The organism is Streptomyces sp. TRM70350 (genome assembly GCF_019219825.1).
Classification (GTDB): Bacteria; Actinomycetota; Actinomycetes; order Streptomycetales; family Streptomycetaceae; genus Streptomyces.
Map to the genome: position 1 here is coordinate 1 of NZ_JAHUXH010000035.1, position 19160 is coordinate 19160.

Here is a 19160-nt window from a genome sequence, read left to right on the forward strand (position 1 = left end):
CTAACCCGCGCCCCCGCTGATGCGATCGGCGGGAAGCGTCCGGCTGCACCGGACTTCGTCAAACGGGACTTCGCTGCCGAGGAACCCGATCTCGTCTGGGCGGGCGACGTGACAGAGATCGTCACCGAGGAGGGCAAGCTCTGCCTCGCCACGGTCATCGACCTGTTCTCCCGGCGCCTGCTCGGCTACGCGATGGGTGCCCACCATGGCGCGGACCTGGTCGTGGCAGCACTGAACATGGGCCTACGACATCCGCGCTCTGGAGATGGACTCGTACAGCATCGCTGAACGGCTGCGCTCCTGGCGCCTCGCCTGACCTCGTGGTCCCGGCTAGCGCCGGATTTCGAGAACGCAACGGCCGCTGGATAGCGTCGTGTTACACCGAACTGGGAGGGCAGTTTCATGGCCAGCGAGATCGTGATTGCGCAGACGACCATCGACGACGAGGAGCAGGCGAAGGTCCTCGCCCGCGGCGCGGTCGAGGACCGGTTGGCCGCGTGCGCCCACATCGACCATCCGTTCACCGCGGTGTACCGGTGGAAGAACGCTATCGAGACGGCTCAGGAGTGGCGGATCTCGTACAAGACGACCACGGACCGGCTGCCGGAGCTGGAGGCGTGGGTGTCCGAGAAGCACAGCTACGAGGTGCCTGAGTGGATCACCCTCCCGGTGACGGGGGGCTCCGAGGCCTATCTGGCGTGGGTCGTCGACGAGTCCGCGCCGCAGTCCGCCGGGTGACGCCTCACGCGGCGAACTGCCGCAGATGACGAGCGAACTCGCGCTCATGGGCGTCACCCGCGGGTGGCTGAACCGCATCTGGCGGCGCGAAGAGGTCCGCAGCGCGATAGAGCTGGCCACCCCCCGTTCCGACTGCAGCGGTCAAGGCCTCGGTCCAGGGCAGGCGGAGCGATCCCCGCCAGGTCCGCCGTACCGCGTTGTCCGCCGCCTCCTGCCTCCTGCGGTGGCGGCACCGCCCCACACCGCTCGGCCTGTTCGCCGGCATCGCTCCCCTATCCGCGGGGCCCCGGGTGAGCGTGCCGTAGCGAGGTAAGCACCGCGTTAGCGATCCGGCGCGACGCCGAGTGGTCACCGACATCATCCTGCGCCTTCAGTGAAGCCCCGAACTGCTGAAGCGGCTACCGCTGATCGCCAACAACGCCGCCCGTACCCGCGGCGACCGCGTCGCCGCCAAGCCCGGCCTCAACCACTCGATCCGCAGCGGGGCTCGGAGCCGTGCAGTGGCGTCTTACACCTGTACCGAACGGGCCACGCCCTCGTCCCGACTGCCGGGAGGGCAGTCGTCAGGCGTCCACGAGGCGTCAGGCCCGCCACCGCGAGAACACCTCAGGTGCACCACCACAGAAACCGATCGCACGTCTCCGAAGGCGACGGCTCCGGAGTCGGTTCCGACGTCGTCGGGTCCGCCGTCGGGGTCGGGGCCGGGGCCGGGGCTGGTGGGGCCGCCGGGGTGGAGGTCGACGGGGCGGGGGCCGTGTCCGACGGGGTCGACTCGTCCTCCTCCGTCGGGCTCGGCGACTCCTTGTCGTCCTTCTCGTCCTTGTCCGACTCCGACTCCGACGGGGACGGGGACGTCGAGGCATCCGGGGAGGCCGTGCTCCTGCCCGGGGTGATGCCCGTGGAGGCGTCGGTCAGCGGGTCGGTCGTCTCGTCCACCTCCTTCGACGCGCCGCCGTCCGCCGAGGTGTCCCCGGCCGCCGCCGGGTTCGGGGCCGACCCGGGGGCGTCCAGGCCGAGTTCGGCGAGGCTGAGGGCACCGGCGGCCAGCACGAAGCCCGCCGTGATCAGCAGGGTGCGGCGGCGTCGGCGGCGGTGGGCCGCGGCCTTGCGGTCGCGACGACTCACGCCCGGCTGGCGGCGCCTGGACTCCCGGCGCCCGGCGCGGTCGTCGTCAAGGGCGTCGGCGTCCTCGTCGTCCGGCTCGTCCGGCTCGTATGGCTCGTATGGCTCGTCCGGCTCGTCCGGCTCGTCCGGCTGCGCCGCCCGTACCACCGTGACGACATCCGTGCGCACGTCGGTCCGCACATCCGTCCGTACGACGGTGTGCACGACGGTCTCCTCCGCGTACGCGGGAAGCTGTTCGGCCGGCGTGCCGCACCCCGGGCAGGCCAGGGCGCCGTTCAGGTGCCGTCGGCACGAGTGGCAGTAGTCCATGACGCGGGAAGGTTAAGTTTTTGATCGGTAACGTTCATAGTCGCCGCTGTGAATGTTCTGTGCGGAACAATCGCTTCCGGCGCGTCGACTTGAGGGCAAGCCACTCTCATCATCCCGAAACCGGCCGTCGAAAGTGTCGAAACCGTTATCCGCCAGACCCATTGACACCCCCACCGCCGCGTCCTTACTGTCACGCCAGCATTTCGAACGTGTGACGAAATTTCGAACAGAGCCGACCTTCACGAGGGGCAACTGCCGTGCGCATCACCGGAATCAGCACACACGTGGTCGGGACGCCGTGGCGCAACCTGACCTACGTCCAGGTGCACACCGACGAGGGGATCACTGGAGTCGGGGAGACCAGGATGCTGGGCCACACCGACGCCCTCCTCGGCTACCTGAAGGAGGCCGAGGCCAACCACATTCTCGGCTCCGACCCGTTCGCCGTGGAAGACCTGGTACGCCGTATGAAGTACGGCGACTACGGGCGGGCCGGCGAGATCGTGATGTCCGGGATCGCCGTGGTCGAGATGGCCTGCTGGGACATCAAGGGCAAGGCCCTCGGCGTGCCGGTGTGGCAGCTGCTGGGCGGCAAGGTCACCGACAAGGTCAAGGCGTACGCCAACGGCTGGTACACCACGGAGCGCACCCCCGAGGCGTACCACAAGGCCGCCCAGGAGGTCATGGCGCGCGGCTACCGGGCGCTGAAGATCGACCCCTTCGGCACCGGCCACTTCGAGCTGGACCACCAGCAGACCCTCTACGCCGTCTCCCTCATCGAGGCGGTCCGCGACGCCATCGGCCCCGAGGCCGAGCTGATGCTGGAGATGCACGGCCGCTTCTCCCCCGCCACCGCCGTCCGGCTCGCCCACGAGCTGGCGCCGTTCAAGCCGGCCTGGCTGGAGGAGCCCGTCCCGCCGGAGAACCTCAAGGCCCTGGAGAAGGTCGCCGCCAAGGTGGACATGCCGGTGGCCACCGGTGAGCGGATCCACGACCGGATCGAGTTCCGCGAGCTGTTCGAGAGCCAGGCCGTCGACATCATCCAGCCGGACGTCGGCCACATCGGCGGCATCTGGGAGACCCGGAAGCTGGCCGCCACCGCCGAGACCCACTACATGCTGGTCGCGCCGCACAACGTGGGCGGCTCGGTGCTGACCGCCGCGTCCCTCCAGGTCGGCTTCACCTCCCCCAACTTCAAGATCCTGGAGCACTTCAACGACTTCGCCGACGCGGAGATCAAGAAGGTCGTCAAGGGCGCGCCCCAGGTGAACCCGGAGGACGGCTGCTTCCACCTCTCCGACGCCCCCGGCCTCGGCGTCGAGCTGGACACCGACGCGGCCGCCGAGTTCCCGCAGCAGCAGGCCCGATTCGACCTGTGGGCCGAGGGCTGGGAGCAGCGCAAGCCGAAGGCGACGAAGCCATGAGCACCGCCGTCCTCGTCGAGGCGCCCGGCGAGCACCGGCTCGTCGAGCACACGCCCCGCCCACCGGGCCCCGGTGAGGCGCAGGTGCGGGTGCACGCCGTCGGCATCTGCGGCAGCGACCGCGAGGTCTACCAGGGCAACCGGCCCGAGGGGTACGTCCGTTACCCGCTCACCCCCGGCCACGAGTGGTCGGGGACGGTCACCGAGGTCGGCCCCGGGGTCCCCGCCTCCCTGGTCGGCCGCAAGGTCGTCGGTGAGGGCTTTCGAAACTGCCAGGTGTGCGACCGCTGCCACGCCGGTGAGACCACGTTGTGCGGCGCGGGGTACGAGGAGACCGGGTTCACCCAGCCCGGCGCCATGGCCGCCACGCTCACGCTCCCGGCCCGGCTGCTGCACGTCCTCCCGGACGACTGCGACCTGACCGCCGCCGCCCTGCTGGAACCGGCCGCCTGTATCGCGGCCGCGGCGATCAAGGCGAACGCCCTGCCGGGCGAGCGGGTGGCGGTCGTGGGGACCGGGACGCTGGGCATGTTCGCCGTGCAGTTCCTGAAGGCGGGATCACCGGCCGAACTGCTCGTCGTGGGCACCCGGCGCGACCGGGAGCAGCTGTCGCGGCAGTACGGCGCCACCGACTTCCGCACCAAGGATCAGGAACTCCCGGACGACTTCGACGTCGTCATCGAGACCGCCGGGTCCGCCGACGCCGCGCGCACCTCCGCCGCCCTGCTCAGGCGCGGCGGGCGGCTGGTTCTCACGGGGATCCCTGCGCCGGGTGCGCAGGGGCTCGACCCCACCGATCTCGTCGTACGGCAGCTGGAGGTGCACACCGTCTTCGGGGCGCCGCCGGACGCCTGGGCGCACACGGTGCGGGTGTTCGGCGCCGGGCTGCTGGATCCGGTGCCGCTGGTCACCCACGAGCTGCCGCTGACCGAGTTCTCGCAGGCCATCGAGCTGGTCGGAGCCGGCGACCCGAAGGTCGGCAAGGTGCTGCTCCGCCCCTAGTCGTACGCCGGTACGGGGACAACCTGACGGCCGCCGTACCGGCGTACTCCCAGCCTTCGCATCCCCAGTGCCGCGAACCTCGTCCGAAATACCGAACACGAAGGACAGCTTGTGACCGACGCTTCCGCCACGGCAGCCCGCAGGCCCGGTGAGCAGGCGCTCACCGCCCTCGGCCTGGGCGCGCCCGCCCTCGACCCCGCCGACGCCTCACCGCACAGCTTCCCGGGCGGTGGCCGCTGGCGCACCGAGATCCCCTCGTGCGAGGGCCCCGAGGCGCTGGCGGTCGTCCTCAAGGAGTCCTCGCGCCTCGATGTGCCGATCCACCGGATCAGCCAGGGCAGCGGGGTGTGGATGCTGACCGACGCCGAGATCACCGAGATGGTGGAGGCGACCGGTGAACGTGACATCGAGCTCTGCCTGTTCACCGGCCCGCGCGGCACCTGGGACATCGGCGGGTCGACCCGTACCGACTCCCGCGGCGCCGGGCTGCGGGCGCGCGGCCACGACGCCGTCGCCGGATGCGTCGAGGACGCCGTACGGGCAACGGAGTTGGGCGTGAAGTGCCTGCTCGTCGCGGACGAGGGCGTGCTGTGGACACTGCACCGGGCGCGCGCACAGGGCATCCTCCCGGCCGACACCACGCTCAAGGTGTCGGCGCTGATCGGGCCCGTCAACCCGGCCTCGTACGCGGTGTACGAGCACCTGGGCGCGGACTCCGTCAACGTGCCCAGCGATCTGACGCTGGATCACCTCACCGAGATCCGCAGGGTGTCCGGCGCTCCCATGGACATGTACATCGAGGCCCCCGACGATCTCGGCGGCTATGTGCGGATGTACGAGGTCGCCGAGCTGATCCGGCGCGGCGCGCCGCTCTATCTGAAGTTCGGCCTGTCCAAGGCGCCCGGGATGTATCCCTACGGGCACCACCTGCGGGAGCTGACCCTGGCCACCGCCAAGGAGCGGGTGCGGCGCGGCCGGCTCGCCCTCGATCTGCTGGCCCGCCACGGAGCGGACGGCGACATGGCGCCGCTCGGCTCCCGGCTGCCGGGCGAACTGCGCCGGTTCGAAACCTCGTCATAACGTTCCGGAAAACGGGCTTACAAAACAAGACACAGCCGCGCACAATCCCACACACCTCGTCTCGGTTCCACACCGCACACATCAAGGATGACGATCATGCGTAACCGCAGAGCCGCACTCGCCGCCATAGCCACCGCCGCCTCCCTCGCCCTCACCCTGACCGCCTGCGGCCAGAACAGCGAGGGCGGCAGCGAGGAGGACCCGGGCAGCACCGAGGGCGCCACCATCGGCATCGCGATGCCGACCAAGTCCTCCGAGCGCTGGATCGCCGACGGCAACAACGTCAAGAAGGACCTGGAGTCCAAGGGCTACAAGACCAGGCTCGTCTACGGCGAGGACGACCCCGACCAGCAGGTCTCGCAGGTCGAGAACCTGATCACGCAGGGCGTGAAGGCCCTGATCATCGCGGCCATCGACAACAAGTCGATGAACAACGTCCTGCAGCAGGCCAAGGACGCGAACATCCCGGTGATCTCCTACGACCGCCTGATCCTCGGCACCGAGAACGTCGACTACTACGCGTCCTTCGACAACGAGAAGGTCGGCGAGCTCCAGGGCAACTACATCGTCGAGAAGCTCGGCCTGAAGGACGGCAGCGAGAAGGGCCCCTTCAACATCGAGCTGTTCGCCGGCTCCAACGACGACAACAACACCCGCTACTTCTTCCAGGGCGCGATGAACGTCCTGCAGCCCTACATCGACAAGAAGCAGCTCGTCGTCCGCTCCCAGCAGACCGACCTGAACCAGGTCACCACCCTGCGCTGGGACGGCGGCACCGCCCAGAAGCGCATGGACGACATCCTGACCTCCGCCTACCGGAGCGAGCGGGTCGACGCGGTCCTCTCGCCGTACGACGGCATCTCCATCGGCATCCTGTCCGCGCTGAAGTCGGACGGCTACGGCACCAAGAGCAAGCCGCTGCCGATCGTCACCGGTCAGGACGCCGAGGTCGCCTCGGTGAAGTCGATCATCGCGGACCAGCAGTCGATGACCGTCTACAAGGACACCCGCGAGCTCGCCAAGGTGGCCTCGAACATGGTCGACGCGGTGCTCAACGACAAGAAGCCCGAGGTCAACGACACCAAGACGTACGACAACGGCGCCAAGGTCGTCCCGGCCTACCTGCTGGAGCCGGTGGCAGTCGACAAGGCCAACTACAAGGAAACCGTCGTCGACTCCGGCTACATCAAGGAAAGCGACCTCAACTGACCGCCGCACCCTAGGGATTGGAAGGCACGACCATGGCGGGACCCGTCCTGGAAATGCGCTCGATCGTCAAGACCTTTCCCGGCGTCAAGGCGCTGTCGGACGTCACGCTGACCGTCCGGCAGGGCGAGGTCCACGCCATCTGCGGGGAGAACGGCGCCGGTAAGTCGACCCTCATGAAGGTCCTCTCCGGCGTCCACCCGCACGGCACGTACGAAGGGGAGATCCTCTTCGAGGGAGAGGTCTGCCGATTCAAGGACATCCGGGCGAGCGAGCACCACGGCATCGTCATCATCCACCAGGAACTCGCACTGGTGCCGTACCTCTCCATCGCCGAGAACATCTTCCTCGGCAACGAGCACGCCACGCGCGGGATCATCAACTGGACCGAGACGCTGAAGCACGCCACCGAGCTGCTGCGGCGGGTCGGGCTCAGCGATCACCCGGACACCCGGGTCGCCGACATCGGCGTGGGCAAGCAGCAGCTCGTCGAGATCGCCAAGGCGCTGTCCAAGAAGGTGAAGCTGCTCATCCTGGACGAGCCGACGGCCGCCCTGAACGACGAGGACAGCGGCAAACTCCTCGATCTCATCCTGGAGTTGAAGAAGCAGGGCATCACCTCGATCATCATCAGCCACAAGCTCAACGAGATCCGCAAGGTCGCGGACTCGGTGACGATCCTGCGCGACGGCCGGAGCATCGAGACGCTCGACGTGAAGGCCGCGGAGACCACCGAGGACCGGATCATCAGCGGGATGGTCGGCCGCGACCTGGAACACCGTTTCCCGGAACGGACCCCGCACGAGGCGGAGGCGGACGCCGCGCCCGCGCTGGAGATCCGCAACTGGACCGTGCACCACCCGATCGACCAGCAGCGCAAGGTCGTCGACGATGTGTCGATCCACGTGCGGCGTGGCGAGATCGTCGGCATCGCGGGCCTCATGGGCGCCGGGCGCACCGAACTCGCGATGAGCGTCTTCGGCCGCACCTACGGCCGGTACGCGGGCGGTTCGGTCGTCAAGGACGGTCGCGAGATCCGTACGAAGACCGTGGCGGAGGCGGTGAAGAACGGCATCGCGTACGTCACCGAGGACCGCAAGCACTTCGGCCTCAACCTCATCGACACCATCAACCGGAACATCTCACTGACCGCGCTGGGCAAGGTCGCCAAGCGTGGCGTGGTCGACGAGCACGAGGAACGGCAGGTCGCCGAGGGCTTCCGCAAGTCCATGAACATCAAGGCGCCGACCGTCTTCGAGCCGGTGGGCAAGCTGTCCGGCGGCAACCAGCAGAAGGTCGTCCTCAGCAAGTGGATCTTCGCGGGTCCGGATGTGCTGATCCTGGACGAGCCGACGCGCGGCATCGACGTCGGCGCCAAGTACGAGATCTACACGGTCATCGACCAACTGGCCGCCCAGGGCAAGGCGGTCGTCTTCATCTCCTCCGAGCTGCCGGAGCTGCTCGGCATGTGCGACCGCATCTACACGATGGCCGCGGGCCGGCTGACCGGTGAGTTCTCGCGGGCCGAGGCCTCACAGGAAACGCTGATGCGTCAGATGACGAAGGACAAAGAGGTAACCCGATGAGCACGGATGTGACCGCCAAGACGCCGGCCCCCGCGCCGCCCGGCAAGGGCGGTACGACCTCGGGCGCCGGACTGCTCCAGTTGCTGCTGGACGGCATGCGCCGCAACATGCGGCAGTACGGCATGCTGATCGCGCTCGGCCTGATCGTGGCGCTGTTCGCGGTGTGGACCGACGGCGACCTGCTGCTGCCGCGCAACGTCTCCAACCTGGTGCTGCAGAACAGCTACATCCTGATCCTGGCGATCGGCATGATGCTCGTCATCATCGCGGGACACATCGACCTGTCGGTCGGCTCGCTGACTGCGTTCATCGGGTCGATAGCCGCGGTGTTCATGGTCAAGAACGACATACCCTGGGTCCTCGCCGTGGTGCTGTGCCTGGCCGTCGGCGCGGCCGCGGGTGCCATGCAAGGCTTCCTCATCGCGTATTTCGGCATACCGTCGTTCATCGTCACGCTGGCGGGCATGCTGCTGTTCCGCGGTCTCACCGAGATCTTCCTGGAGGGCCAGACGCTCGGCCCGTTCCCCCGGGGCCTGCAGAAGGTCGCCAACGGATTCCTGCCCGAGGTCGGCCCGGAGACCAACTACCACAACCTGACACTGCTGCTGGGCTTCGTCGTCATCGCGTTCGTGGTGCTCCAGGAGGTCCGGGACCGCAGGCGGCAGCAGGAGTTCGCCCTGGAAGTGCCGCCCACCCAGCTCTTCCTGCTCAAGCTGGTCGCACTGGTCGCCGCCATCCTCACCGTCACACTGCTGCTCGCCAGCTACAAGGGCACCCCGATCGTCCTGCTGATCCTCGGCGTGCTGGTCGTCGGCTTCGGCTACGTCATGCGCAACGCGATCATCGGGCGGCACATCTACGCCATCGGCGGCAACCTGCCCGCCGCCAAGCTGTCCGGCGTGAAGGACAAGAAGGTCACCTTCCTGGTCTTCCTGAACATGGGCATGCTCGCTGCCCTGGCGGGTCTGGTCTTCGCCGCCCGCTTCAACGCGGCCTCGCCCAAGGCCGGCCTCAACTTCGAGCTGGAGGCGATCGCGGCCTCGTTCATCGGCGGCGCGTCGATGAGCGGCGGTGTCGGCACCGTGCTCGGCGCGATCATCGGCGGTCTGGTCCTGGGCGTGCTGAACAACGGTATGAACCTCGTCGGCATCGGCACCGACTGGCAGCAGGTCATCAAGGGCCTGGTGCTGCTGGCGGCGGTCGGCTTCGACGTGTGGAACAAGCGCAGGGTCGGTTCGTAAGTCCATCAGGGCCCCGCTCTCCAGAGCGGGGCCCCTCCATTCAGAGGAGCCGCACATGGAACTGAACAGACGAACGGTCATCGCAGGAGCCGCGGCGGCGGGCATGGCCGCCACCACGCTGGGCGGAACCGCGCACGCCACGGGAGGCAGGAAGCCGGTGAAGTCGCTCTTCGGGAAGCTCGCCGACGGCACCAAGGTGTACAGCTGGGCGCTGGAGAACGGCGGCACCCGGCTGAAGGTCCTCTCCTACGGCGGGATCGTGCAGTCCCTCGAAGTCCCGGACCGGCGCGGGCGCTACGCCAACGTCTCCCTCGGCTTCGACAACATCGAGGACTACGTCGCCAAGAGCCCGTACTTCGGCGCTCTGATCGGCCGGTACGGCAACCGCATCGGCAAGGGCCGCTTCACCCTGGACGGCAAGGCCTACCAGCTCTCCGTCAACGACGGCGAGAACAGCCTGCACGGCGGCGCCAAGGGCTTCGACAAGGTCGTCTGGGACATCGAGCCGTTCACCAAGGGCCGGGACGTCGGCCTGTACCTGTACTACACCAGCGTCGACGGCGAGATGGGCTACCCCGGCACGCTGAGGACCAAGGTCACCTACACCCTCACCCGGCGCGGCGACTGGCGCGTCGACTACGAGGCCACCACCGACAAGGCCACCGTCGTCAACCTCACCAGCCACGTCTACTGGAACCTGGCCGGCGAGTCGAGCGGCACGATCTACGACCACGAGCTGTCCATCGCCGCCTCCCGCTACACGCCGGTCGACTCGGGGCTGATCCCCACGGGCGAGCTGGCGCGGGTCTCGGGCACCCCCTTCGACTTCCGCCGCACGAAGACCGTCGGCGAGGACATCCGCGTACCGCACCAGCAGCTGCTGTACGGCAAGGGCATCGACCACAACTGGGTCCTCGACAAGGGCCTCACGGCCCGCCCGGAGCACATCGCCACGCTCCGCGACCCGTCCTCGGGCCGCACCCTGAAGATCGCGACCACCGAGCCGGGCCTGCAGTTCTACTCCGGCAACTTCCTCGACGGCACCCTCGTCGGCACCGGCGGCACCGTCTACCGGCAGGGCGACGGACTGTGCCTGGAGACGCAGCACTTCCCGGACTCGCCGAACAAGCCGTCGTTCCCGTCGACCGTGCTGCGGCCGGGGCAGACATACCGCACGACGACTGTCCACTCGTTCAGCGCGTGACTTCATACTTTCGTCACATGTGTTGAACGGGGCCACCCCGGCCTCCGTATGTATGGGCGGCCCGCGCTCCCCCGCGCGGGCCGCCCATGGACGGAGGTTCCCTTGGCTGACAACGTCACCTCGCTGTTTCGCAGCACCTCGGCGCACAGTCCGTCGATGGCCGCGCTGACGCGAGAGAGCGACGGGGCCGGGCCGGTGGACTTCTGCATCCCGTGCAACCCCTACTTCCCTACTCCCGCCATGTACGACGAGATGGCGGCCCGGTTGCGCGAGATCATCACGTACTACCCCTCCAGCGCCGACACCATCACCGCCGAACTGTGCAGCCTGCTCCAGCTTCCGCCGCAGTGCGTGGCGATGGGCAACGGCTCCACCGAGCTGATCACCTGGATCGACCACCTGCTCGTCCGGGAGTCCCTCGCCATCCCCGTCCCCACCTTCGGCCGCTGGACCGACCAGCCCATGGAGACCGGCAAGCGGGTCGACATGTTCCCGCTCCAGGAGTCCAGCGGCTTCGCCCTCGACCTCGCGCAGTACGCCGAGTTCATCCGCGCCCGCGGCACCCGGGTCGCCGTGATCTGCAACCCCAACAACCCCGACGGCGGCTTTCTGCACAAGCACGCGGTCGTGCAGTTCATGGACGCGATGGCGGACCGGGACCTGGTCGTGATCGACGAGTCGTTCCTGGAGTTCGCGGACGCCGAGGCCGAACCCAGCGTCGTACAAGAGGCCATGCTCCGCCCCAACGTCATCGTCCTGCGCAGCCTCGGCAAGAACTTCGGCCTGCACGGCGTCCGCTTCGGCTACCTGGTGGCCAACCCGGCCCTCGCGGGCCGCGTACGCTCCATGCTCCCGAAGTGGAACCTCAACTCCTTCGCCGAGCACGTGGTGTTCATGCTGAAGGAACACGGCACGGAGTACGCCCAGTCCCTCCAGCAGGTGCGCCGCGACCGCCTGGAGATGGCCAGCCAGCTCTCCGCGCTCCCCGGCCTCATGGTCTACCCCTCCCAGGGCAACTTCCTCTTCGTGCGCCTCCCCGTGGGCGCCGAGGGCACCGTGGTCCGGGACCGGCTGCTCACCGAGCACCGGATCCTGGTCCGTGAGTGCGGCAACAAGATCGGATCCTCCAGCCGCTTCCTGCGACTCGTGGTGCGCCCCCAGGTGGATGTGCGTCGCCTGGTGTCCGGCCTGGAACAGGTGCTCTACGGGACCAGGAGGGGAGCCGCCGTGCCCGAGCTGGGCACCGGGACCAGCTACAGCTCGGGTACGGCGGCGGTGGACCGGCTGGTCAGTGCCACCAACGGGGCCGGCATGCAGGGCCTTGCCGCTCAGGCCGTCGCTGCCGCCGGTCCCGTTGGTGCGGTCGGCGCCGGTGTGCCGATGCCGGCGCCGGCGGCTCAGACGTTCCCGCAGCCGCCGGTGCCGCAGCAGATCCCGCAACCGGCGATGCCCCAGCCCGCGATGCCCCAGCCCGTGCCCCAGCCTGCCGTGGCCCAGCCCGCCGTGGCCCAGCCTGCCGTGGCCCAGGCGGTCCCCCAGCCGACCCCCGTCCCCGCGCCCGCCCCCGCTCCCACCCCGCCCGGCGTCCCCGCGCGCGGCGGCCTCACCGCGGCGCAGGTGCGCGGCACCACGGGCACGGGCAGCCCGAGCGCCCCAGGCCTGACCCCGGCAGCGGCGACCGGGTGGCCGGGGGCGACCAGCTGGCCGAACGCGGCGGGGATGGGGCAGGCCGGGTAGGCGGGCGGCTGCGGGTCCGTTGTGGCTGGTCGCGCAGTTCCCCGCGCCCCTGAGTCGGCTGTCTACACCGGCGTCAGGCGCCACTGTTGGCAGGTGTTGTTCAGCCAGGACCACTGGCGTACGTCCGTCCCGTCCGCCGTCCCGCAGTTCGCCACGTCGGCCACCTTGCCCGTGGCCTGGTTGACGATGCGGACGTGACCGCTGTCCGTGGCCAGGAAACGGAACCGCTGGCAGGTGTTGTTCAGCCAGGACCACTGGCGCAGGTCGGCGCCGTCGGCGGTGGAGCAGTTCGCGGTGTCGAGGACCTTGCCGGTGGCGACATTGACCAAGCGGTGGGTGTCGTCCCCGAGGTCCTCAAGCCGCCACCGCTGATTGCTGCCACCGTGGCAGGCGTACTGCTGCACATTGGCGCCGTCGGCGCTGGAACCCCCGGCGACATCGAGGCACTTGCCGCTGTTCCGGTTGACCACGGTGTACGTCGTCGAGGCGGCCGCCGGTTCCCCGGACGGCCCCGCGAGCGAGGCGCCCAGCCGCACCGGCGTCCCGAGGTTCGGGGTGCCGTCGGCGTTCCAGGTGAACCTCTGCGCCCGGGTGGTACGGCCGTTGTCGCAGCCCTCGCTCGCGTTGTCGTTGGCGTGGTAGACGATCCAGCTCTCGCTGCCGTCCGGCGAGGTGAAGAAACCGTTGTGGCCGGGCCCGTACACCCCGTTTCCGTCGCTGCGCTGGAAGACGGGCGTGGACTTCTTCGTCCAGGAGGAGGCGGACAGCGGATCGGAGCCGGTCAGCTCCAGTTGCCCGAGCTTGTAGTCGGGTGTCCAGCAACCGCTCGCCGAATAGATCAGAAACGTCCGCCCGCCGCGCTGGAGGATCTCCGGCCCCTCGTTGACCGTGCCGCCCTGCCGCTCCCAGTCGTGAGTGGGCGTGGAGATGGTCGAGAAGGACCCGCTGACGGTGTACGGATTCGACATCCGGGCGGCGACGAGATTCTGCGTCCCGCCGCTCGCGCTGCCGAACAGATACAGCTGGCCGCCGATGGTCCCCACCGTCGGATCCAGCATCCAGGCGGAGTTGAGCTGACCCCGGTACGTGTACGGGCCCATCGGGTCGGACCCGGCGCTCTCCAGCACATGGCTGCGCTGGGTCGGGATGTAGTCGGAGACGTTCTGACCGGCGACGTAGTACAGATACCAGCGCCCGTTGAGGAAGTGCAGCTCGGGCGCCCAGATGTTGCAGCACCGGGACGCCGCGTCGCCCTGCCACACCTGCACGCTGGGCGCGGTGGCGAGCCCGGCGAGGGTGGGGGACGTGCGGATGGTGATGACGTCGGTCCAACTCGTACTGACCAGGTAGTAGTTCCCGTTGTGGTACGAGATCCAGGGGTCGGCGCCCTTGACGGACTTGACCGGGTTGGAGAACGAGGCCGCGCTCGCCGGGGACTGTCCCAGCCCGAGCAGGAAGACCAGCGCGGCGAGCATCATCAGTACGCGACGGGCCATCCGCTGCTCCAGTTCAGAAGGTTGATGCCGAGCTTGGGGGTGCCGTTGGCGTTGCCGTCGTAGTAGTGGTAGACGATCAGGTCCCCGTCGACGTCGTTCATGATCGACTGCCCGCCGGGTCCGATGACGCTGCCGTGCGATTCGAGGACGGGCGTGCCTCCGTTGTTCATCATCGAGACGCCGTTCCTGTCGTAGTACGGCCCGGTGACGCGCGTGGCCCGTCCGACCTTGACCTTGTACGTGGAGCTGGTGCCGGCGCAGCAGGTGTCGTACGAGGCGAAGAGGTAGTAGTAGCCGTTGCGCTTGACGATGAAGGGCGCTTCGACGGCCTTGGTGCCGGTCGGGCGGGAGGCGAGCGCATACCGGGTGGTGTTGGAGGAGAGCTGCTTCCCGGTGGACGGGTTGATCTGGATCATCTTGATCCCGGTCCACCAACTGCCGAAGGACAGCCACCACTTGCCGTCGGAGTCGACGAAGAGGTTGGGGTCGATGGCGTTGTAGTCGCTGGAGGAGCTGGAGGAGTAGACGATCCCCTGATCGGTCCAGCTGCCGGGGCGGCCGGTCGTGGAGGTGGCGAGGCCGATGGCCGAGGTGTTCGAACCGAAGGACGAGACCGAGTAGTACAGCAGGTACCGGCCGCCCTGGTAGGAGAGGTCCGGCGCCCAGGCCTCCGGCACGGAGGAGTAACGGGACCACCAGCTCGGGCGGGAGGAGAAGGCGTCGGCGCCCGCGCTGAAGGCGATGCGGTCGGTGGAAGTCTTGTTGGCGATGCCGCCGCCGGTGGCGTAGAGCAGGTACTGCCCGGAGGAGGTGCGGATCATGGTCGGGTCATGGGTGATGACGGACCCCGTGACCCGGCCGGGGTTGGGGTAGGCGCTCGCCGTGCTCGGGACGAGGGCGAGGAGGGCGGCTGCGGGGAGGGCGGCCAGGAAGGTGATTCTTCTGCGGCTCACGTGAACGCTCCTGTTCTGTATATCGAACAACGATCGCCACTGCGAACGGAACGTAGAATCGAACCACTTGCGCGTCAATGGTTTACGCAGAAAGGAGCCGAGCCGTCTGGGGCAGCAGGGGTTTACGCCTGTTGGTGACGTGACCGTCGGGGCCGCCCGCTTCTTTGCCGGTGTCGTGCTTCCACGGGCCGAGTACAGGGCGCTCCAGCACGGGTGAGAAGCGAGCGGGCGGCCCGGAAAGGCGGGTGGCCCAGGTCGGTTTGCGGGCAGCGTCGGCCGCGCGGCCAACCGGCGTCGGCGGGCGCGGTCGCGCCTGTCTGACTGGGGTGTTCTGCCCTCTCCGGGTGCCCAAATCGGCCAATTGCCGCTCCACGGGAGGTCCGCCCACCGGCCGAAAGCCACCCCGTGCTGGAACGGACCGGGTCAAGGGGCGGTCGCAGGCCGATCGCCGTCAGGCGACGCGACGCGCCCTTGACGCGGGCCGTGGAAGCACGACAGTGGCCAAGAAGCGGGCGGCCCCGACGGTCACGTGCCAGTCCCGGTCATCGTCCGGGCAGGGACAGCCAACCCGGCACATCGATCTCCGCGCGTACCGTCTTGCCCGGCGGTGGCTCTCGGTCCAGTACCTCCCAGCGGGCGGCCAGCGCGGCGACGAGTGCGAGGCCGCGCCCGGATTCCGCGAGCGGCTCCGGCGTCCGTACGGCGCCCGGCTCCGGCGGGCGTGGCTCCGTAAGGGTGTCGGTGACCTCGATGCGGACGCTGCCGGGGACCAGGGAGAGGCGCAGTTCGAAGTCCCTGCCGGGTACGCGGCCGTGGGTGACGGCGTTGGCGGCGAGTTCTGCGACGATCACCGCGGTGGCCTGTGCGGTGTCGGAGTCGTACGGGAGGCCCCAGGCCCGGAGTTGGTCGAGAACGAGGTACCGGGCGAGGCGGGCGCCTCGGGGCGTTGCGCTCAGGCGCTGAGTGAACACACGTACGGTAAGCGGGCCTTGTGGGGTCGAGGGTGCTGTCATGCGCCCAATGTGGCGGTGGGGAAGGGTACTTCTCCAGGTCGGCGCCGCGTACGCTGCGCGAGCGTACGCGGTGACAGACTGGACAGTACTCGTGACATCCCGTAACCATGAGCCCGGGAGGTGACCGGCTGTGGTCGATGGTGCGGTGGGTACGGGTGGCGAGCCGGAGTCGTCGGACAGTCTGCGGACGTTCGGGGCGGTGGTCCAGGCGTTGCGGGAGCATGCGGGGCTGAGCCGGGAGGAGTTCGGGGATCTGGTAGGGCTCTCCAAACACACGGTGGCGTCGGTGGAGTTGGGGCGACGGATGCCGGACCCGAAGTTCCCGGATCGCGCGGAACCGGTGCTCGGCAACACAGGGGCCCTGAGGCGGTCGGCGCAGCATCTGGTTCGACAGCCCGGACTGGCGGCGTGGTTTCGGCGGTGGGCGCAGCTGGAGGCCACGGCGATCACGCTGTACACGTACGAATGCCGGTTGGTTCCGGGCTTGTTGCAGACGGAGGCGTACGCACGGACGCTGTTCCGGAACCAGCTGCCGCCGCTGGACGACGAACAGATCGAGGCACAGTGGCTCGCACGGGCGGAGCGGCAGCGGTTACTCAGGGAGCGGCCCAACACGGCGTTCAGCTTCCTCATCGAAGAGCACGTGTTCCTGCGGCGGACGGGCGGGATGGAGGTTACGCGGGAGCTCATCGATCACGTACTGGAGATCTCGGAGCTGAGGAACGTCGAGATCCAGATCATGCCACTGGTACGGGAGACGCACGCGGGTCTGGACGGTCCCATCCGCTTGCTTGAGACGCCGAACAACAAGTGGTTCGCGTATTGCGAAGGGCAGCGAGGCGGCCTGCTCATCTCTGACCCGAAGGAGGTCAGCGTCCTCCAGATGCGCTATGCGAGGATGCGTTCACAGGCTCTCACCCTGGAGGACTCCGTGAGCCTGCTGCAACGGATGCGAGGAGCCTAATGACCACCACCGAACTGGCCTGGTTCAAGAGCAGCTACAGCGGCGGTGACGGCGACGACTGTGTCGAGGTCGCCCTCTCCTGGCACAAGTCCAGCTACAGCAGCGGCGGTGACGGCGACTGCGTCGAGGTAGCCACCTCCCCCACCACCATCCACGTCCGCGACTCCAAGAACAAGCGCGGCCCCCAACTGACCCTCTCCCCCAAGGCCTGGGTCGGCTTCATCTCCCGTATCTCAGTCCGCTGACGCAGCGGTTGGCCACGCGGGGGTGTGGAGCCCGACTCCCGCGCAGCGATCAAGGAGCTCGCGACGGAGTACCAGGTGCGGCGGGTGATCGACGGCGCGCTGACCGAGCCGTTCGACGCCTACGTACGGCGTGAGTTCGAGCCACTGATCCGGGAGGCCGCCAACGGCTGACTGCCGGGTCAGCCGAGCCCGGGCCACGCCGCGATCGGGGCGGCGACAGCGACATCACCGCGTACCATCGCACGCACACGAAAGGCTCGATGCATGCTGGACAAGGCGTCGCCGTTGTGGTGGCTCTTCGCCGCCCTGAGCGCGGCGCTCTTCATCGCCCTGATGCTGCCGGGCATGGTCAACCGACGGCAGAAGGTCTTCGTCTCCTGCGGCCCGGCAGTGAACTTCCTGGCGCTGGTGGGTTTCTCCCTCGCCTCCAAGGAGTCCCTGAACGAGTGGCTCCCCGTGTACTGCGCGGTACTCGTGGGCGGTGCCCTGTGCGCCGTCGGGCACTGGAAGGCAATGCGCACGTTCATGACCTGGAAGGCGGAGAACCCCGGCAAACCCGAGAGTGAAGGCCCGGGCACCCCCTGGATCCTGCAGCTGGCTTTCACCCTTCCCCTCCTGATGATTCCCGCCTTCCTGTACGTCACCTGAGCTGACCGAAAACGGGCTGTCCCCCGGCATTGCCTTCTTCCGCGCGCTGGTTCACGGTGTCCAGCAGGTCCGGCCGAGGAGGGGGAAACGCCGTGCGGAGACGGAGATTTCTGGGTGGGGTGGGGGCGTTGGTGGGCGCGGGGGTCGGCATCGCAACCGGCACCGGCACCGCTGTCGCGTGGGACGGCGCCGCGCCCCGGGAGTGGGAGGCCGTCGGTGCGCCCGAGTGCACGCCCGCCGCGCAACTGATCGACGTGGCCGCCGCCGGGACCGACCTCGCCTGGGCCGTCGGCGAGGAGGGGCGCAACGGCAGCACCCGGGGCACGCCGCTCGCCCTGGTCCGGTCCGGCGGGGCGTGGACGCGGGTCGGCCTCGCGCACCTCGGCTTCGGTGGGGCCCTGCACTCCGTCGCCGGTACCTGCGCCCGGTCCGCCTGGGCCGTCGGCACCGGCGCCCACCTGCTCGCCTGGGACGGCCGCACCTGGCAGGAGGCCGAGTTCCCGGGGCGCGGCCAGTCCGGCACCACTCTCACCGGCGTCGCGGTCGCCCCCGACGGGGAGGTGTGGTGCTCCGGCCGCACCAGCGACGGCTCGGTGCTGATGCGAGGCGCGCGGACGTGGCTGCCCCCGCTTCCCAGCGGGAGCACCGCCACCCCCTCAGGCGTCCACGTGGCACCCGACGGGCAGGTCTGGGTCTACGGCCCCGGCATCGTTGCCCGCTGGAACGGCACTGCCTGGACCGAACTCCCCGCCTACACCGGCATCCGCCTCACCGTCACCGGACTGCTCCCGGTCGCCCACGACGACATCTGGCTCACCGGCTACGACTACGGAGTCGGCGGCCCGCCCGGCAAACCCCCCGGCGTCACCCTCCTCCACGGCGACGGTTCAACCTGGCAGAGCGTCACCGCGCCCTTCACCGTCGGCATGCTCACCGGGATCGTCGCCGACGAACGGGGACGGCCCGACCGTATCTCCGGCTGGGACTTCTGGGACCAGAACCGGGCGCACCACCTGCGCTGGGACCACGACGGCGCCGCGTGGGTGAGCGAGCGGGGGGCCGCGTCCGATACGCCCGTGGTCATCAACTCCCTTGTGTCCGTGCCGGGTTCGGCCGGTGCGTACTGGGCGGTGGGTACGACGTCCTCCTCGCCGTATCCGCCCGCCCAGGTGCGCATCGAGCGGTGACGG

Annotated in this window: 19 protein-coding genes and 1 pseudogene; 16 read left to right on the forward strand and 4 right to left on the reverse strand. The window is 69.0% G+C overall.

Annotation, left to right across the window (positions count from 1 at the left end):
* The 3 genes and pseudogenes from KWI83_RS32660 to KWI83_RS39300 all read left to right on the forward strand — a co-directional run.
* Positions 1–288, forward strand: a 288-nt coding sequence (locus KWI83_RS32660; RefSeq protein WP_218518010.1) for a DDE-type integrase/transposase/recombinase, incomplete at its 5' end; no start/stop codon positions are given.
* 114 nt (positions 289–402) lie between these two features.
* Entirely contained in the window at positions 403–738 is a 336-nt protein-coding gene (cutA, locus tag KWI83_RS32665) for a divalent-cation tolerance protein CutA (RefSeq protein WP_218518011.1), read from the forward strand.
* A gap of 194 nt (positions 739–932) precedes the next feature.
* Positions 933–1043, forward strand: a pseudogene (locus KWI83_RS39300) (lantibiotic dehydratase); the annotation flags it as partial.
* Positions 1044–1344: 301 nt separating this feature from the next.
* On the opposite strand, the gene KWI83_RS32675 reads toward KWI83_RS39300, so the two are convergent.
* Positions 1345–2172: a hypothetical protein gene (locus KWI83_RS32675; RefSeq protein WP_218518012.1), complete on the reverse strand. Its 828-nt coding sequence runs from the start codon at positions 2170–2172 to the stop codon at positions 1345–1347.
* Positions 2173–2429: 257 nt separating this feature from the next.
* On the opposite strand from KWI83_RS32675, the gene KWI83_RS32680 reads away from it, so the two are divergent.
* The 8 genes from KWI83_RS32680 to KWI83_RS32715 all read left to right on the forward strand — a co-directional run bounded on the left by KWI83_RS32680 (position 2430) and on the right by KWI83_RS32715 (position 12651).
* Entirely contained in the window at positions 2430–3596 is a 1167-nt protein-coding gene (locus tag KWI83_RS32680) for a mandelate racemase/muconate lactonizing enzyme family protein (protein ID WP_218518013.1), read from the forward strand.
* Complete coding sequence (locus KWI83_RS32685) at positions 3593–4597, forward strand: zinc-binding dehydrogenase (RefSeq protein WP_218518014.1); 1005 nt, start codon at positions 3593–3595, stop codon at positions 4595–4597. The genes KWI83_RS32680 and KWI83_RS32685 overlap by 4 nt, the downstream gene beginning before the upstream one ends.
* A gap of 111 nt (positions 4598–4708) precedes the next feature.
* Positions 4709–5677 carry a hypothetical protein gene (locus tag KWI83_RS32690; protein WP_218518015.1) on the forward strand — a complete coding sequence of 323 codons (969 nt, stop codon included), beginning with the start codon at positions 4709–4711 and terminating at the stop codon, positions 5675–5677.
* A 96-nt stretch (positions 5678–5773) separates the two neighbouring features.
* The gene (gene chvE, locus KWI83_RS32695; RefSeq protein ID WP_218518016.1) at positions 5774–6886 is read left to right on the forward strand and encodes a multiple monosaccharide ABC transporter substrate-binding protein; all 1113 of its coding nucleotides are present in this window, start codon (positions 5774–5776) and stop codon (positions 6884–6886) included.
* A 32-nt stretch (positions 6887–6918) separates the two neighbouring features.
* Entirely contained in the window at positions 6919–8469 is a 1551-nt protein-coding gene (gene mmsA / locus KWI83_RS32700; RefSeq protein ID WP_218518017.1) for a multiple monosaccharide ABC transporter ATP-binding protein, read from the forward strand.
* On the forward strand, positions 8466–9710 hold the full coding sequence (gene mmsB / locus KWI83_RS32705; RefSeq protein ID WP_218518018.1) for a multiple monosaccharide ABC transporter permease: 1245 nt from the start codon (positions 8466–8468) through the stop codon (positions 9708–9710). The genes mmsA and mmsB overlap by 4 nt, the downstream gene beginning before the upstream one ends.
* A gap of 55 nt (positions 9711–9765) precedes the next feature.
* Positions 9766–10914 (forward strand): aldose epimerase family protein, encoded by a 1149-nt coding sequence (locus KWI83_RS32710; protein ID WP_218518019.1) that lies wholly within the window; start codon positions 9766–9768, stop codon positions 10912–10914.
* A 102-nt stretch (positions 10915–11016) separates the two neighbouring features.
* Entirely contained in the window at positions 11017–12651 is a 1635-nt protein-coding gene (locus KWI83_RS32715; RefSeq protein WP_218518020.1) for a histidinol-phosphate transaminase, read from the forward strand.
* Between the two features lie 62 nt (positions 12652–12713).
* Here the strand turns inward: KWI83_RS32715 and KWI83_RS32720 are convergent, their stop codons facing one another.
* From KWI83_RS32720 to KWI83_RS32730, 3 genes are all read right to left on the reverse strand, one after another.
* Entirely contained in the window at positions 12714–14147 is a 1434-nt protein-coding gene (locus KWI83_RS32720) for a family 43 glycosylhydrolase (protein ID WP_218518021.1), read from the reverse strand.
* Positions 14129–15100, reverse strand: coding sequence for an arabinan endo-1,5-alpha-L-arabinosidase (locus tag KWI83_RS32725; RefSeq protein WP_218518022.1), 972 nt, complete (start codon positions 15098–15100; stop codon positions 14129–14131). Before KWI83_RS32725 ends, KWI83_RS32720 begins: the two co-directional genes overlap by 19 nt.
* A 542-nt stretch (positions 15101–15642) precedes the next feature.
* On the reverse strand, positions 15643–16113 hold the full coding sequence (locus KWI83_RS32730) for an ATP-binding protein (RefSeq protein WP_218518023.1): 471 nt from the start codon (positions 16111–16113) through the stop codon (positions 15643–15645).
* Positions 16114–16243: 130 nt separating this feature from the next.
* On the opposite strand from KWI83_RS32730, the gene KWI83_RS32735 reads away from it, so the two are divergent.
* The 5 genes from KWI83_RS32735 (at position 16244) to KWI83_RS32755 (ending at position 19157) form a co-directional block, all read left to right on the forward strand.
* Positions 16244–17077, forward strand: a complete 834-nt coding sequence (locus KWI83_RS32735) for a helix-turn-helix transcriptional regulator (RefSeq protein WP_218518024.1) — start codon at positions 16244–16246, stop codon at positions 17075–17077.
* Positions 17077–17322 (forward strand): DUF397 domain-containing protein, encoded by a 246-nt coding sequence (locus KWI83_RS32740; RefSeq protein WP_218518025.1) that lies wholly within the window; start codon positions 17077–17079, stop codon positions 17320–17322. Before KWI83_RS32735 ends, KWI83_RS32740 begins: the two co-directional genes overlap by 1 nt.
* Positions 17323–17346: 24 nt before the next feature.
* On the forward strand, positions 17347–17493 hold the full coding sequence (locus tag KWI83_RS32745) for a hypothetical protein (protein WP_218518026.1): 147 nt from the start codon (positions 17347–17349) through the stop codon (positions 17491–17493).
* A 93-nt stretch (positions 17494–17586) separates the two neighbouring features.
* Positions 17587–17970, forward strand: a complete 384-nt coding sequence (locus KWI83_RS32750; protein ID WP_218518027.1) for a hypothetical protein — start codon at positions 17587–17589, stop codon at positions 17968–17970.
* A 92-nt stretch (positions 17971–18062) separates the two neighbouring features.
* Positions 18063–19157, forward strand: a complete 1095-nt coding sequence (locus KWI83_RS32755) for a hypothetical protein (RefSeq protein WP_218518028.1) — start codon at positions 18063–18065, stop codon at positions 19155–19157.
* The last annotated feature ends 3 nt before the right edge of the window (positions 19158–19160 follow it).

What these genes read in the sequence shown, in the direction of transcription:
- KWI83_RS32685 (WP_218518014.1), top strand. Translation starts at nt 3,593, where the DNA reads ATGAGCACCGCCGTCCTCGTCGAGGCGCCCGGCGAGCACCGGCTCGTC.
- KWI83_RS32675 (WP_218518012.1), bottom strand. Translation starts at nt 2,172, where the DNA reads ATGGACTACTGCCACTCGTGCCGACGGCACCTGAACGGCGCCCTGGCC.
- mmsB (WP_218518018.1), top strand. Translation starts at nt 8,466, where the DNA reads ATGAGCACGGATGTGACCGCCAAGACGCCGGCCCCCGCGCCGCCCGGC.
- KWI83_RS32730 (WP_218518023.1), bottom strand. Translation starts at nt 16,113, where the DNA reads ATGACAGCACCCTCGACCCCACAAGGCCCGCTTACCGTACGTGTGTTC.
- chvE (WP_218518016.1), top strand. Translation starts at nt 5,774, where the DNA reads ATGCGTAACCGCAGAGCCGCACTCGCCGCCATAGCCACCGCCGCCTCC.
- cutA (WP_218518011.1), top strand. Translation starts at nt 403, where the DNA reads ATGGCCAGCGAGATCGTGATTGCGCAGACGACCATCGACGACGAGGAG.
- KWI83_RS32750 (WP_218518027.1), top strand. Translation starts at nt 17,587, where the DNA reads ATGCTGGACAAGGCGTCGCCGTTGTGGTGGCTCTTCGCCGCCCTGAGC.
- mmsA (WP_218518017.1), top strand. Translation starts at nt 6,919, where the DNA reads ATGGCGGGACCCGTCCTGGAAATGCGCTCGATCGTCAAGACCTTTCCC.
- KWI83_RS32710 (WP_218518019.1), top strand. Translation starts at nt 9,766, where the DNA reads ATGGAACTGAACAGACGAACGGTCATCGCAGGAGCCGCGGCGGCGGGC.
- KWI83_RS32740 (WP_218518025.1), top strand. Translation starts at nt 17,077, where the DNA reads ATGACCACCACCGAACTGGCCTGGTTCAAGAGCAGCTACAGCGGCGGT.
- KWI83_RS32720 (WP_218518021.1), bottom strand. Translation starts at nt 14,147, where the DNA reads ATGGCCCGTCGCGTACTGATGATGCTCGCCGCGCTGGTCTTCCTGCTC.